Origin of the sequence: Sandarakinorhabdus sp. (assembly GCF_040398645.1) — a bacterium.
In the GTDB taxonomy this organism is placed as follows: domain Bacteria; phylum Pseudomonadota; class Alphaproteobacteria; order Sphingomonadales; family Sphingomonadaceae; genus Sandarakinorhabdus.
In genome coordinates this window covers 1672-16565 of the sequence record NZ_JBBATR010000037.1, presented here as the reverse complement: position 1 = coordinate 16565, position 14894 = coordinate 1672, and the positions used below count along the sequence as shown (strand labels likewise).

Below are 14894 nucleotides of genomic sequence, written 5' to 3'. Positions count from 1 at the left end.
TGGGCTTGATCGTCAACGGCTTCTGCCGCGAAGTGTTGCAGCAATTGCCGATGGAATTTGCCGTCGAAGCGCAGAAATTGCTGAGCCTCAGCCTCGAAGGCAGTGTGGGTTGAAGCTGGCGTTGGCCCTCGTATTGGCCCCGGTCTTGGCTGTCGCTCTGCTGTCGCTGGCCGCCTGCGATGCCGCGCCGCCGCGCGCCGATCCCAAGGGCCAGCAGCTGCGCGCCGAGCTTGACCAGATGACCAAGGATTATGCCGCCTGCATCGACAAGGGCGTGGCCGCCGCCGACGTGTCGCAAGATCCGGCCGGCAGCATTGCCATCGCAGCGGTGAAGGCGTGCCGGCCGATCCGCGGCGCGCTGCGCTTGAAGGTGGCGTCGTTCGATTTGCTCGGTCACCCGAACCACACGGCCAATCAGGCCGAGATTGTCGCCGAAGCCAGCGTGGGCGTGATCGAAAAGGATCTGCGCGAACAGGCCGTGGTGACCATCGTCAAACGCCAGAATTTGACCCGTTAAGGACTGAACATGCTCGTTATCGACAATCTTTGCGCCGAAATTGACGGCAAGCCGATCCTGAAGGGCCTGTCGCTCACCGTGGATGCCGGCAGCGTGCACGCCATCATGGGGCCGAACGGCGCCGGCAAATCCACCCTGTCCTATGTGCTGGCCGGCCGCGACAACTACACGGTCACCGGCGGCAGCGTGACGTTTCGCGGGCAGGATCTGCTCAGCCTTGCCCCGCATGAGCGTGCCACGGCCGGCATGTTCCTGGGCCTGCAATATCCGGTGGAAATCCCCGGCGTGTCCAATCTGCTGTTCCTGCGCACCGCGCTGAATGCCCAGCGCGTGCTGCGCGGCGAAGCCGAAGCGTCCGGCGCGGAATTCATGAAGCTGGCCAAGGCCGCTGCCGAGAAACTGGGCCTGCCGTTCGACATGATGAAGCGCGCGGTGAACCAGGGCTTTTCAGGCGGTGAGAAAAAGCGCAACGAAATGGTGCAGATGCATATTTTGCAGCCGTGGTTCGCGGTGCTCGATGAGACTGATTCGGGCCTGGATATCGATGCACTGCGCGTGGTTGCCGATGGCATCAACGCCATGCGCGGGCCAGACCGCGCCGCGCTGTTGATCACCCATTATCAGCGCCTGCTTGATTATGTGGTGCCCGATCATATCCATGTGCTGATGGATGGCCGCATCGTGCAGTCCGGCGGCCCGGAACTGGCGCACAAATTGGAGGCGGAAGGCTATTCCGCGATCGCAGCATGAGCGCCCAGAGTCTTTCAATGCCCAACCGAAAGGACGAAGCCTGGCGCTGGTCCAATCTGACCGCGCTGTCAGCGGCCTGGCCGGATGCGCAGGTGCGCAGCCGCAGCCTGGATGTTGCGGCCGGCTCGCATGGCCGACTTGATGATGTTCTGGCCGGTGACGGCTGGATCAACGACGATGTGACCGTGACAGTCGCAGCGGACGGGCGGCTGGACGGCATCATCCGCCAAGACGCCGCCGGCATGGCGACGATGCTCTACCGCATCACCCTCGAAGCCGGCGCATCGGCGCATCTGGTGATCCTGAACCACGGCAGCGATCTCGGCCGCATCGCGCTGGACGTGACACTGCACGCCGGCGCTGATTTCCAATTGGGCGCCATCCTGATCGGCACGGCAGCGCAAACCAGCGAATTGGTCACCATCGTCCGCCATGTCGGCCCGGCTGCCACCAGCAACCAGATCGTGCGCGCCGTTGCCGGCGGCACCGCCACCACCTCCTATCTCGGCCAGGTCGCCGTGGCGCGCGCCGGCCAGAAAACCGATGCCAGCCAGTCGTTCAAGGCGCTGCTGCTCAATCGCGGCGCGACGGCCAATGCCAAGCCGGAGCTGGAGATTTTTGCCGACGACGTAAAATGCGCGCACGGCGCGACCGTTGGCGAAATCGATGCGAACGCGCTGTTCTACCTGACCAGCCGGGGCGTGCCGCCGGTGCAGGCCCGCGCCTTGCTGATGCGTGCCTTCCTGTCGGACGCGCTTGCCGGCCTCGATGATACCGCAACCGAAACCCTTGAGGCGGAAATCACCGCCCTGTTGGCAACCACGGCATGACCATCCTGACTGCATCCCCGCTGCTGGACCGCAAGGGCGATTTTCCCGGTATGGCCGGCGATTGGGCCTATCTGGACACAGCCGCCACATCGCAAAAACCGCAGGCGGTGATCGATGCCATCGCGCGCTGCTACGGCCCCGAATACGCCACGGTGCACCGCGGCGTCTACGAACGCTCCGCCACCATGACCCTGCGCTATGAAGAGGCACGCGCCACGGTTGCGCGCTTCATCGGCGCGGCAACGCCCGACGAGGTGGTGTTCGTGCGCGGCGCCACCGAAGGCATCAACCTGGTGGCGCAAAGCTGGGGCCAGCGGCTGCAGGCCGGGGACCGCGTGCTGATTTCGGCGCTGGAACACCACAGCAATATCGTGCCGTGGCAGATGCTGCGCGACCGCGCCGGCATCATCATCGATGTTGCGCCGCTCACGGACGATGGCCGCATCGATGAGGACGCGCTGATTGCCATGATCCGGCCCGAAACGCGGCTGGTGGCGATTGCCCATGTCTCCAACGTGCTCGGCGGCGTGGCGGATGTCGCCCGCATCGCCGATGCTGCCCACGCCATGGGCGCGCTGCTGATGGTCGATGGCTGTCAGGCCGCGCCGCGCCTTGCGCTGGACATGGCGGCGCTCGGCTGCGATTTTTACGTGTTGTCGGGCCACAAACTATACGGGCCCACCGGCATCGGCGTGCTGTGGGCGCGGGCCGAAATCCTGGAATCGATGCCGCCATGGCAAGGCGGCGGCGCGATGATCGACACGGTGACGTTCGAACACACCAGCTATGCGCCGTCGCCGGCCCGGTTCGAAGCCGGCACGCCGCACATCGAAGGCGTAATCGGTCTGGCGGCAGCCATCGATTATGTGGAATCAGTCGGCATTGACCGCATTCACGCCCACGAAGCCGAGCTGGTGCGCCGCACGCGCGCCGCGCTGGCCGGCATCAACAGCATCACGCTTTATGGCCCGCAAGCCAGCGCCGGCATCCTCAGCTTCACGATGGCCGGCGTGCATCCGCACGATATCGGCACCATCCTTGATGAGGCCGGCGTCGCCATCCGCGCTGGCCACCATTGCGCGCAGCCGCTGATGAAGCTGCTGAACGTGCCGGCCACCGCCCGTGCCAGCTTTGGCCTGTACAACAGCGCCGATGATGTTGACCGGCTGGTTGCCGGCCTTGCCCGTGTCACCCGCATCTTTGGGATCAAGCCATGACTGACCGCAATTTCGAAGTGGAAGAAGTAACGCAGGCCAAGCCGGTGGCAAAAGCCCCGCCGCTGCGCGCGATGGTTGAGGCCGAAGCTGCGGCTGAAGCGGGGGCCGAGGCGGCGCATGAGCCCGATTATCTGGAAGGCTTTCTGAAGCCCAAGACCGACGCCGCCGCAGATGACGCAAGCACCAGTCTGGTCGAGGAAATCGTGGCGGCGCTGCGCCAGATCCACGATCCGGAAATCCCGGTAAACATCTATGATCTTGGCCTGATCTACAATGTCGAGGCAGACAATGGCCACGCCGTGGTGACCATGACGCTCACGACGCCAAGCTGCCCCGTCGCCGAATCAATGCCCGGCGAAGTGGAAATTCGCGTGTGTGCGGTGCCCGGCGTGCAAAGCTGCGACGTCAATCTGGTGTGGGACCCGGCATGGGACCCCGGCAAGATGACCGACGAAGCCCGCCTTGAAATGGGAATGCTCTGATGGATGCACCAGCCACCACTTTGCGCCGCCCGCGCCCCGCGCCCTTGACCGTTACCGAAGGCGCGTCGAACCGCATCGCCGCCATCCTGGCGGCCGCGCCAGCCGACGCCGTGGGCGTGCGCCTGTCCACCCCGCGCCGCGGCTGTTCGGGCCTGGCCTATGATCTGGCCTATGTGACCGCTGCCAAGCTTGGTGACGAGCGCATCGACACGCCTGGCGGCACGTTGTTTGTCGATGGCGGCAGCCTGATGTATCTGATCGGCAGCATCATGGACTGGCGCGAAGATGATTTCACCGCCGGCTTCGTGTTCAACAATCCCAATGCCAAGGGCGCCTGCGGCTGCGGCGAAAGCTTCACGGTTTGAGATAAAAGCAACACGGTGCCGGCCAGCGTTTGCTGCTGGCAAGATCATGCGAAACCCGACATGTTGAACGTCCATTCCGTTTCGTTCAGGAGCCGCCATTGGGCCGATTTTCCCTTCCCCTGCGGCGCAGCGCTGACGACGCGGACTATGACGACCGCACCGCCGACGTGTCGGCCGATCTCGCCTATGAGCTGAAATCGAAGATGTTCGATCAGATCGCCAACGTCGGCATCGCGGGCACTGGTCTGGCTGTCACCTTGATTGGCAGCACGTTGCGTGACGCTTCGCCTGCTGTGTGGCTGTCCGTTGTGCTGTTTGCCGGCGCGGCTTTTACTGCCATTGGCGGCAACCAAAAGCTGGTTGACAGTTTGAGCAAGCGGCAACCCTGCTTGCAGCGCAGCAAACGGGATATGGGGATCGCCACGATGCTGCTTGGTATCGCTGTTGGATCGCTCAGCATGTCGGTTTATCTCGAAGGCCAACGTGAGCCCGCGCCGGCGACCAAGGTTTCGGCACAACAATAAGCAGCAAAACTGGCATGATCGCGCGCGGCAGCGCCCGCCCGCGACACCGGCACGCCTGCCGCGCTGCACCACAGCCGGCTATCCGCCGCAAATGCACACTCGTTTCCCGCTCACCCGTGATGTCGCACTTGTACGCGTTGCCGAGTTCACTCCGCTCGCCGGCCGCGCCTATGCGTCGCGGCGCAATCATGATGGCGGGCCAGACGGGCGCGCCACCACGTCCCTGCTGTCCCCGGCCATTCGCCGCCGGCTGATCAGCGAACAGGAGGTTGCCGCAGCCGCCATTGCGGCTCACGGCTTTGTGGTCGCTGAAAAATTCGTGCAGGAAATCTGCTGGCGCACCTATTGGGTAGGCTGGCTGCAACAGCGCCCGGACATCTGGACGCGCTGGCAGGCCGATGTGGTCCGCATGGAAGCGTTGCTGGCCGAAGACGGCAAATGGCAGCGCCGTTACGAACAGGCGCTGGCCGGCACCACCGGCATCGATTGCTTTGATGCCTGGGTGCATGAGCTGATCGAAACCGGCTGGCTGCACAATCATGTGCGCATGAGCTTTGCCAGCATCTGGTGCTTCACGCTGCGGCTGCCATGGCAACTGGGCGCGGCTTTTTTCTACCGTCACCTGCTTGATGCCTGCCCGGCCAGCAACACGCTGGGCTGGCGCTGGGTGGTAGGCCTGCAAACCGCCGGCAAAACCTATCTGGCGCGCGCCGATCTGATCCGCGATCTGTCGGGCGGGCGTTTTGCCGTCAATTTCAAGCTGGCCAGCGAAGCGCCGCCGTGGCCCGCCGACGATGTGCCGCCGGCCACGCCAGTCGCCCGCGTGCAGCGCGCCGATCCGGCCGCGCGCACCGGCCTGTTCGTCACCACCGAAGACACCAGCCTGGAACAACTGGCACTGCCCGGCAAAATCGTGGCACTGGCAGCAACGCCGGATATCGGCGGCACACCGGCGCCGCTGAAACACCAGGCGGCGATGGCGATGCTGGCCGATGGCCTTGGCCGCGCCGCCCACCGGCTGGGGCTGGAGCCCGAACGCATCGACGCCACCTTTGGCACGGATGCCATGCGCGATTGGGCCGCCCGCCACCGGCTGACGCAGATCATTACCGGCGATGCCCCGGTCGGGCCGGTGAAGGACCGGCTGGATGTGTTGGCCCCGGCGCTGGCCGCCGATGGCGTGACGCTGGTGCGCCTGCGCCGCGCCTGGGACGATGTTGCGTGGCCGCATGCCAGAAAGGGCTTTTTCCCGTTCAAGGCCGCCATTCCAAAATTGCTGGCGCTGCCCCCCGGCGCGCTGGCATGACGGCGGCATGATTCGCGCTTCGCTTTTGATTCTGCTCCCGCTGCTGCTCGGCGGCTGTCTGGCCAGCGCCGTCAAAACCATCGTCACCGCGCCGATCAAGGCCGTGGAGGTGATCTACGACACGGCCACCGAAAGCCAGGAAGAAGCCGACATCAAACGCGGCCGCGCCGCCCGCAAACAGGACGAAGCCGCAGAGCGCGAGGCCAAGAAGGCCAAGAAAGCGCGGAAAGCCGAACAGGACCGCCGCGAAGAAGAGCGGGAAGACAGGCGTGAAGACGAGCGTGATCGAGAGCGCGAGCGCCAACGCAGGGAGTGATCGCCGCCCCATCAGAACAGGCGGGTAAGCAATTCCTTTCGCAAACCCTGAACCCAGCGCCCTTCATGCGCTGCAATCAACCACTTGCCGTTATACCGCGCATCCGGCAGGTTGATCTTCATGGGGAAAAACAGGGATTTCGCCGGGCATCCAGCCGGCCTGGCGATCGTCACGGTGGCCGAAGGCCTGCAGGCGGCCGGCGTTTATGGCGTGCAATCGCTGCTGATCCTGTACATGGCCAATTTCCTGTTCACGCCGGCCGAGGTGGCCAGCGTTGGCGGCTTTGCCGCCTGGCGCGCGCTGGTGGAAGGCGCGTTCGGGCCGATGAGCCTGCAAGCCTTGGCCACCCAGACGATGGGGCTGTATCTTGGCCTGTTTTTCCTTACGCCGCTGCTGGGCGGCTGGCTGGGGGACCGGCATTTCGGCCCACGCCTGACCTGCATATTGGGTGCGATCCTCGCCGCCGCCGGCATGGCCATGGTGATCACGCCGGGGCTGTTCCTGCCCGGGCTGCTGGTGTCGGCCTTTGGCGCGGGCGCGCTGCGCTGCAATCTGAATGCCCAAACCGGGCATCTCTACAGCCGCAACGACCCGCGCCGCGATGCGGCCTTTGCCATCCTTGCCGCCGGCCTGAACACCGGCGCGTTTCTGGGGCCACTCCTCATCGGCGCGCTGGGCGAAGTGGTGAACTGGCAATGGGGCTTTGCCGCGGCCTGCGGCTGCATGGCGCTAGCGGCGCTCACGCTGCTGATCGGCAACGGCCTGATGCCCGCTGATACGCCGCCGCACGCCCGCCGCGCCGCGCGCCTGCAAGCCGGTGACGGCAAGACCATCGCGGCGCTGATCGCCGTGATGCTGCTCACCAGCCTGTTCTGGTTGGCGCAATCGCAGGTGTGGAATGTCTATGCGCTGTGGGGGCGCGATCATCTTGATCGCATGGTGCTGGGCATCGAAGTGCCGGTGACGTGGCTGCAGGCCATCGACAGCCTGGCGCCGATCCTGGCGGTGCCGCCGGTGCTGGCACTGTGGCGCTGGCAGGCCGCGCGCGGCAACGAGCCCAAGGAGCTTGGCAAGATCGCCATCGGCATGGCCCTGATCGGCACCGCCTTTCTGTGGCTGGCGCTGGGCAGCGGGGCCGGAAAGACGCCGTTTGCGTGGGTGGTGGTGTTTCACCTCGTGCTCAACACCGGCTGGCTGTATCTGGTGCCCACCATGAACGCGCTGTTTTCGCGCAGCGCGCCGGTGGCCGTAACCGGCGTCATGCTGGGCGCCGTGCAATTTGCCGTGTTTGTCGGCAGCACCATGTCCGGCTGGCTCGGGCGGTTTTACGAAACCATGGCCACCCCGACATTCTGGCTGATGCACGCCGCCTTTCCGCTGGCCGGAGCGGCGGTGATGTGGGCGTTGCGCGGGCGACTGGGGCAAGTGCTCAAGCTGTAAACAAACTTCAGAGCCTCCGGCGGGCAGGGGTGACCCCTGCACCCATCTTTTGACTTGGCCCCAATCTGCGGAATCTGGCCCCATCCAAACAATCGGGTGCAGGGGTCACCCCTGCCCGCCGGAGGCTTTGCTTTTGCTTGTTTTTACTGACTTGGATCGGATGCCAAATCAGTAACCCTCAATCATCCGGCCCCAGGCTCGGATCAAGATCGCGCGGCCGCACAAACCGCACCAATTCCGCGCGGCCGCCGTCGATTTGCGCCCAGCGGTCGATGGCGATATCCAGCCGCGCCAGCGTGGCGGTGGGGTATTTCAGTTCCGCTTCGGCGCGCAGGTCGCCGCCGGGCGGCACCAGTTCGAGCAGCAGGTCTTCCAGGCCGGGATTGTGGCCAACCAGCATGGCATCGCTGAAATCATCGGAAAAGCCGGCGCACAATTCGACCAGCGTCGCCGAGGACGAGAGGTAGATGCGCTGTTCGTACATCGGGGCAATTGGCCGGCGCATGCCGGCTTCCAGGCCTTCGATGGTCTGGCGCACGCGCACGGCGGGGGAGGCGAACACCAGCTTGTAATCCGGCATGTCACCGCGTTTGATGGCGGCGCCCAGCCATTGGCCGACCTTCATGGCAGCGCGGCGGCCGCGATCGTTCAGCGGCCGATCGAAATCGCGCAGCAACGGATCATCGTAACCCGATTTGGCGTGGCGCAGCAGAGTGAGCGTTTTCAAGAGGCACCCGGCGTGATTGAGCCATCAGCGCTTGGCACATCGGCTGCATCCTGACCAGTGCGCGCAAAGCCGGCCCGCACCAGCGCCGCTGCCTCATCAAGGGTAACGCGGTCGATCGGCACCCCGGCTGGAAACGCCCCCAGCAGCCGGGAGGGCACGGCCGGGCCGAGCAGGATGAAGTGCCCGCGATCATCGGCGCGGCGAATCAACCGCCCAAACGCCTGCGCCAGCCGGCCCATGGTCACCCGGTCATCATGGGCATTGCCGCCGCCCGCCAGCCGCCGCGCCGCGTGCAGCACGGTGCGGCGCGGCCACGGCACGCCTTCCATGATCACCTGGCGCAGGCTGCTGCCCGGCACATCCACCCCGTCGCGCAGTGCATCGGTGCCCAGCAGCGATGCGCCCGGTTCGGCGCGGAAAATATCCACCAGCGTGCCGGTATCGATGGGATCAACATGCTGGGCATAAAGCGGCAGGCCGGCGCGGGCCAATGGATCGGCCAGCCGGGCATGCACGGCGCGCAAGCGGGCGATGGCGGTGAACAGCCCCAGCGTGCCGCCACCCGCCGCTTCGATCAACGTGCGATAGGCGTGCGCCAGCGCCGCAACATCGCGCGGCTTCACATCGGTCACGATCAGCACGCGGGCCTGATGCGCATAATCGAACGGGCTGGCGGCGGCGAAATGGCGGGCCGGCAGCGGCAGATGCACAGCGCCGGTGCGGGCATCGGCATCGCGCCAATCATCGGCCAGCGCATCCGGGCGGGCGCGCAGCGTGGCCGATGTCACCACCACGCCGTGTGCAGGTTCCAGCACGGCGGCTGCAAACGGCCGCATCGGATCCAGCCAGCGCCGCTGTATGCCCACATCCAGCAGGCGGCCATCGGCGCGGGCCAGTTCCAGCCAATCGATGAAATCGGCATCCGCTGGCCCGCCCAGCCGGGCCAGCAATTGCTGCCACGCGCTGAGCAGCGCGCCGCGCAGCACCAGCCCGGCGCGCGCACCCTCCACCCGCGCCCGGCCCTGCCCATCCAGCCAATCGGGCGGATCATCCAGCAGCAGCGCCAGCCGCGCCTCAAGCTGCGCCATCGGCAGCGCCATGCGGCCCAACGCGGCACTCGCCGCTGCCGCTGCATCCACCAGGCACGGCAGCACCTCGGCCACTTGCGTTTCGAGGCCATAGCCAGTGGCGGCATCTTCGGGCGGCGCCCGTGCCAGCACCTGGGTGCGCACGGCAGCAAACAACAGCTCCAGCGCGCCCTCGCCGCTATCGTCGGCCACGCGCGCAAGCCACGCCTCGCTGGGCAGCGCGCGGGCGGCGTCGGTGATGCGTTCCACGGCCTTGGCTGCGTCGTCATCGTAACTGATGGCATCGGCCAACCGCGCGGACAATCCCCGTCTCCGGCCGCGCCCCGCCGCGCGTTCGGGGCCGAGCAGCCAGTTTTTCAACTCAACGGCCTCGCGCCCGGTCAAGGCGACGGCAAAAGTGGCATCGGCAGCGTCGAACAGATGATGGCCTTCATCAAAGATGATGCGCGCCATGCCGGTGCCTTCGGCGCGGCCGCGCGCGGCGTTGATCATCACCAGCGCATGATTGGCGATCACCAGATCGGCCTGGGCACTGGCCCGTGATGCGCGTTCGATGAAACAGGTGCGGTAATGCGGGCAGGCGGCATAAATACACTCGCCGCGCCGATCGGTCAGGCCGGCAAAGCTCATGCGGCCAAACAGCGGTGGCAGCCAGCCGGGCAGATCGCCGCCGACCATATCGCCATCGCGGGTATATTCGGCCCAGCGTTCGGCCAGCCGCGCAAACACCGCGGCGCGGCCGCCAAAGCCGCCCTGCACGGCATCTTCCAGATTGAGCAGGCACAGGTAATTCTCGCGGCCCTTGCGCACCACCACCCGCGCCCGCCGCTGCGCCGCATCCGGCCACACCCGCGCAGTTTCGCCGTCAAGCTGGCGTTGCAGCGCCTTGGTGAACGTCGCCACCCACACCGCGCCGCCAGCCATTTCAGCCCACAGGCTGGCCGGCGCCAGATAGCCGAGCGTCTTGCCGATGCCGGTGCCGGCTTCGGCCAGCACCATCTGCGGGCCATCGTCCTTGCGGGCTTTGGGGGCAAATGCCTGCGCCACGGCATCGGCATAGGCGCGCTGGCCATCGCGCTGCTCGGCGCCCGGCCCCACCAGCCGCGCCAGCCGCGCCGCAACCTCGTCAGCAGGCAGGCGCACCACCTGCGGCGCTGGCCGCGCTGCCGCCTCTTCCCACTGCGGCAGGGTTTGAAACACATGACGCTCGGCTTTTTCAGGCTTGGCAATCAGGCGCAGCAGATGCGGCGCCCACGGCCAGCGCTGGCGGCCCAGGCTTTGCAGGATGGTCCACGCGCCGCGCCGTTCCGGCCAATCGCGCCGCGCAGGCATCGCCAGCAGTGCCGCCGCCGCGCGTTGCAGGAAGGCGGCATCGGCATCTCCTGCTGGCGCTGGCAGGCCCAGCGCCGCCGCCAGCCCGCGCGCGGTGGGCACGCAAAACCGCGCCGGACACAAAAACGCGAACAATTCCAGCAGATCGAGCCCCGAAAGCTCGCCCAGCCCGAGCCGGCTGGCGGTGACCGGCGCATTCAGCAGCAGGTGCGGGCTGTCCCCGGCGCGCGCAATGGCTTCACCCCGCCCAACGCCGCGCACCCGGCCATCGGCATCGGCAATCCACACGCCGGCATGGCTGGCCACCAGCGCCGGCACAGCCAGCGGCGCAGCGGTTTCAGTTGCAACTGTCATGGGCTCCCGCCACAACGTGGGCAGCCATCGCCGCACTGGCGCAGGCCCGGAACCAACAAGACACAGCGATGATCATCTCTTCTGAACTCATGCAGGCGGCCGCGCTCCAGAACAAGGCCTGGCCCTATGAAGAAGCCCGCAAACTGCTGGCGCGCTACCCGGATGGTGTGCCAGCCGGGCAGGCGGTGATCTTTGAAACCGGCTATGGCCCATCAGGATTGCCGCACATCGGCACGTTTGGCGAAGTGGCGCGCACCACCATGGTGCGCCGCGCGCTCGAAACGCTGGCGCCCGGCACAAAAACCCGCCTGATCGCGTTTTCAGACGATATGGACGGGCTGCGAAAGGTGCCGGACGGCATTCCCAACCCCGAAATGCTGCGCGCTGCGCTGAACAAGCCGCTCAGCCAGGTGCCCGATCCGTTCGGCACCCATGCCAGTTTCGGCGCGCACAACAATGCCCGGCTGCGCGCATTTCTCGACAAGTTCGGCTTCGAATATGAATTTCTCAGCTCAACGGATTGCTACGCCAGCGGCATGTTCGATGCCGCGCTGCTCAAGGTCTTGGCGCATTATGATGATGTGATGGGAATCATCCTGCCCACGCTCGGCCCGGATCGCCGCGCCACTTATTCGCCGTTCCTGCCCATCGATCCGGTGTCGGGCCATGTCCTGCAAGTGCCGATCGTGGCCCGCGACGCAGGCGCCGGCACCATCACCTATGTGCGGCCCGGCACCAACGACAGCATCACGGTTCCGGTCACCGGCGGCGCCTGCAAGCTGCAATGGAAGGTGGATTGGGCGATGCGCTGGCTGGCGCTGGGCGTCGATTATGAAATGGCCGGCAAGGATCTGATCGACAGCGTGACCCAATCGGGCAAGATCGTGCGCGCGCTGGGCGGCACCCCGCCAGCCGGCTTCAACTATGAATTGTTCCTGGATGCCGAAGGCCAAAAGATCAGCAAGTCCAAGGGCAACGGCCTGACCATCGAGCAATGGCTGGATTATGGCCCACCCGAAAGCCTGGCGCTTTACATGTTCCAGAGCCCGCGCAAGGCCAAGCGCCTGCATTATGACGTGATTCCGCGCGCCATCGAGGATTATGCCGATTATCTGGCGCGCTACCCGGAGCAACCGCTGGACCAGCAGCTCGGCAACCCGGCGCACCATATCCACGAAGGCAAGCCGCCCACGCCGGCCCTGCCGGTGAGCTTTTCGCTGCTGCTCAATCTCGCGTCCGTGGCGGCCACCGATGATCCGGCGCGGCTGTGGGGCTATGTGCAGAAATACGCACCGGGGACCGCGCCGGACAGCCATAAGCTGCTCGACAAGCTAGTGCACCACGCCGCAGCCTATGCTCGCGATTTCGTGGTGCCAGGCCTGAAACGCCGCGCGCCGACCCCGGCCGAAGCCGCCGCCCTGCGCGATCTGGATGCCCGCCTTGCAGCAGTGGGCGCTGAGGCTGACGCCGAAGCCTATCAATCGCAAGTTTATGAGGCCGGCAAGGCTGCCGCCTACGAAAACCTGCGCGATTGGTTCAAGGCGCTGTATGAAATCCTGATCGGATCACCGAACGGCCCGCGCATGGGCAGCTTCATCGCGCTTTATGGCCTTGCCCAAAGCCGCGCGCTGATTGCTGATGCGTTATCCGCCGCTGGGTCGTCAAACCGGGTCGATATTGACCCCGGTGCCATCAAGAAATCCTGATGGCACCGGCAATCAATCACGTGCGGATCAGGCAGCCACCACCGCGCGGCTGCCGCGGCGGCGCGCTGCAAAGCCGACAAGGCCGAAGCCCGCCAGCATCATCGCCCAGCTTGCCGGCTCCGGCACCGCTGCGCCGGCAAACGAGCCAGCGATGTTGGCATCGAAATTGGTTCCGAAGCCGTCACCGCCGATGGTGAACGCTGGGTTCATGCCAGTGAACGACAGGGAGAGATTCCGGAACGTGAAAGCCGACAGCGCCAGGATATCGGAGCTGTAAGCAATGCTGTTCAGCGGCTGGTTGACGATCAGGCTGCCAGCGCCGCCGCTCTTGGTAAAATTGAAAGCGGCGTTGGTGAAGGCAGCCGTCAGCTGGTTCACGCCGTTGGTGAATGTCATCTGGCCGCTCCAGCCAATTTGCTCGAACTGCGGGCCGGTGTCCACAATTGCACTGCTGGAGCTGGCCGTCATCGACAGCAGCGAATTGTACACGCCGAGAGGGCCGGCATCGGTAACCACGAAGTTGGCCGGGGCGTTCACGATGGACAGCGTGTTGCCTGGGCCTGCCCTGCGATATTCGACCACCTTGTCGTTGGACTGCTGGGTGAACTGCGCAAATGTGCTCAGAACAGGGATGGCAAGCGCCGGCGCTGTGATCATGGCCGACGCCATAATGACGCCCATGATTTTCGTGTTCATCTTCATAACGTAAGCTCCTTTGGTCATTTTGCCGGCGTGAATACCAAGCACTATATTCTATGCACTATTGACGAATTGTCGGTCAGCATCGGAAACTACTTAGGCAACGCGTAGTTTTACTGTATCTGGCATGGCCGGGCTCAGTTCAAACCCCCAGCTCGCCATCCAACGACTGCGTCGTCCAGGTGATCATCGCTGTCGCCGGGCTGGCACAAAGACGGGCGCGGATCAGGCGGCCGCGGACAAACAGCAATAGCTGGGCTGAGGCCGCGCCTGGATCGAAGTATCGGGGGCCATGCTGCCAAGAAGGCGGCCCGGCCGACACGTCCAAATGCTTGGCCTTCTATCCGGCCTCAACAAAAAGGGCGTCGCGTCGCCGCGACGCCCCTTCCGAACTGCAGATTGGCTGCTGTGTCAGGCAGCGACGACGCCGCGCGAACGGCGGCGCATCGATGCGCCGACCAAGCCGAAGCCGCCGAGCATCATGGCCCAAGTAGCGGGCTCAGGAACAGCACCGGCCGCCGCCTGGATGCGGAAGTTGCCGTTGTAGTCGTTGCCGTCGCCGCCGAACGTTGCAATATTCGGCCGGACCGAATCGCCGAGGTCACGGCGAAACGAGAACTCGATCAACGAGTAGTTCTGGCCGCCCGACGCGAACGAGCTGCCGCCATTGAACGTGTTCGTCAGCGGCGTATAATTGCCCGTCAACGTCTGACCGGTGTCGAAATCGAGCGTCAGGTTGTAGCTCGGATCCGAATCGAGGGTCGTGCCAGGGAAATAACCTTCACCAGACAGCAGAGCGCGCGTGATGACGTCGCTCGCGATGCCAAGGCTGATCGGTTGGTCGTTCGGGTTGAGATAGTCGCCCGCATTCGGGGTCGCGAGGAAAAGCGTGTAGTTGCCAGTTTGCCCAGTGGTCCAGATCGTCGAACCATTCGAACCAGTGACGGCAGCCTTGGTGAGTGTAAGAGCGTTCGCGCCAGTGGCACCAAGCGCAAAGGCCAGTGCGACGAGCGGTAGAGGGATACGTGACAAAGTCATGCTGTTTATCCTTAAGTCAGAGCTAATTTCCCCCACTCGCCAAAATGCACCGGACGCCAAACGGTTCCGGATTCAGAGTGTGAATATTTTTTATATTTCCGAACGAAATCAATTATTCCGCTTGTGCAAAGACCGTTTTGCGCGAACAGCCGCTCGCCGTCGTTTGCCGCAATCGCGGCACAGTGAGGCCGGTTTTGCGCGAT

Annotated in this window: 16 protein-coding genes; 12 read left to right on the top strand and 4 right to left on the bottom strand. The window is 65.1% G+C overall.

Annotated elements, in window-relative coordinates:
- Positions 1-145 precede the first annotated feature (145 nt).
- The 10 genes from ABWP50_RS09400 (at position 146) to ABWP50_RS09355 (ending at position 7747) form a co-directional block, all read left to right on the top strand.
- Positions 146-517 carry a hypothetical protein gene (locus ABWP50_RS09400; protein ID WP_353217737.1) on the top strand — a complete coding sequence of 124 codons (372 nt, stop codon included), beginning with the start codon at positions 146-148 and terminating at the stop codon, positions 515-517.
- 9 nt (positions 518-526) lie between these two features.
- On the top strand, positions 527-1267 hold the full coding sequence (gene sufC, locus ABWP50_RS09395; protein ID WP_353217736.1) for a Fe-S cluster assembly ATPase SufC: 741 nt from the start codon (positions 527-529) through the stop codon (positions 1265-1267).
- Positions 1268-1284: 17 nt separating this feature from the next.
- Complete coding sequence (locus tag ABWP50_RS09390) at positions 1285-2097, top strand: SufD family Fe-S cluster assembly protein (RefSeq protein WP_353217735.1); 813 nt, start codon at positions 1285-1287, stop codon at positions 2095-2097.
- The gene (locus tag ABWP50_RS09385) at positions 2094-3314 is read left to right on the top strand and encodes a cysteine desulfurase (RefSeq protein WP_353217734.1); all 1221 of its coding nucleotides are present in this window, start codon (positions 2094-2096) and stop codon (positions 3312-3314) included. Before ABWP50_RS09390 ends, ABWP50_RS09385 begins: the two co-directional genes overlap by 4 nt.
- Positions 3311-3796, top strand: a complete 486-nt coding sequence (locus ABWP50_RS09380) for a DUF59 domain-containing protein (RefSeq protein ID WP_353217733.1) — start codon at positions 3311-3313, stop codon at positions 3794-3796. The genes ABWP50_RS09385 and ABWP50_RS09380 overlap by 4 nt, the downstream gene beginning before the upstream one ends.
- Positions 3796-4161 (top strand): HesB/IscA family protein, encoded by a 366-nt coding sequence (locus tag ABWP50_RS09375; RefSeq protein ID WP_353217732.1) that lies wholly within the window; start codon positions 3796-3798, stop codon positions 4159-4161. The genes ABWP50_RS09380 and ABWP50_RS09375 overlap by 1 nt, the downstream gene beginning before the upstream one ends.
- Positions 4162-4190: 29 nt before the next feature.
- Entirely contained in the window at positions 4191-4685 is a 495-nt protein-coding gene (locus ABWP50_RS09370; RefSeq protein WP_353217731.1) for a hypothetical protein, read from the top strand.
- 91 nt (positions 4686-4776) lie between these two features.
- Positions 4777-5991, top strand: coding sequence for an FAD-binding domain-containing protein (locus ABWP50_RS09365; protein WP_353217730.1), 1215 nt, complete (start codon positions 4777-4779; stop codon positions 5989-5991).
- Between the two features lie 7 nt (positions 5992-5998).
- Positions 5999-6307, top strand: coding sequence for a hypothetical protein (locus ABWP50_RS09360; RefSeq protein ID WP_353217729.1), 309 nt, complete (start codon positions 5999-6001; stop codon positions 6305-6307).
- A 120-nt stretch (positions 6308-6427) separates the two neighbouring features.
- On the top strand, positions 6428-7747 hold the full coding sequence (locus ABWP50_RS09355; RefSeq protein WP_353217728.1) for a peptide MFS transporter: 1320 nt from the start codon (positions 6428-6430) through the stop codon (positions 7745-7747).
- A 178-nt stretch (positions 7748-7925) separates the two neighbouring features.
- Here the strand turns inward: ABWP50_RS09355 and ABWP50_RS09350 are convergent, their stop codons facing one another.
- Both ABWP50_RS09350 and ABWP50_RS09345 read right to left on the bottom strand, forming a co-directional pair.
- Positions 7926-8474, bottom strand: a complete 549-nt coding sequence (locus ABWP50_RS09350) for a SixA phosphatase family protein (RefSeq protein ID WP_353217727.1) — start codon at positions 8472-8474, stop codon at positions 7926-7928.
- On the bottom strand, positions 8471-11248 hold the full coding sequence (locus tag ABWP50_RS09345) for an ATP-dependent DNA helicase (RefSeq protein WP_353217726.1): 2778 nt from the start codon (positions 11246-11248) through the stop codon (positions 8471-8473). Before ABWP50_RS09345 ends, ABWP50_RS09350 begins: the two co-directional genes overlap by 4 nt.
- 68 nt (positions 11249-11316) lie before the next feature.
- Here ABWP50_RS09345 and ABWP50_RS09340 point away from each other — a divergent pair, with 68 nt between their 5' ends.
- A complete protein-coding gene (locus ABWP50_RS09340; RefSeq protein ID WP_353217725.1) occupies positions 11317-12954 on the top strand; it encodes a lysine--tRNA ligase in 1638 nt (545 codons plus the stop codon).
- Positions 12955-12981: 27 nt separating this feature from the next.
- Here the strand turns inward: ABWP50_RS09340 and ABWP50_RS09335 are convergent, their stop codons facing one another.
- Complete coding sequence (locus ABWP50_RS09335) at positions 12982-13611, bottom strand: PEPxxWA-CTERM sorting domain-containing protein (protein ID WP_353217724.1); 630 nt, start codon at positions 13609-13611, stop codon at positions 12982-12984.
- Positions 13612-14064: 453 nt separating this feature from the next.
- Entirely contained in the window at positions 14065-14691 is a 627-nt protein-coding gene (locus ABWP50_RS09330) for a PEPxxWA-CTERM sorting domain-containing protein (protein WP_353217723.1), read from the bottom strand.
- On the opposite strand from ABWP50_RS09330, the gene ABWP50_RS09325 reads away from it, so the two are divergent.
- Positions 14690-14894 (top strand): hypothetical protein (locus tag ABWP50_RS09325; RefSeq protein ID WP_353217722.1); only part of this gene is annotated, 205 nt, incomplete at its 3' end. The genes ABWP50_RS09330 and ABWP50_RS09325 overlap by 2 nt on opposite strands.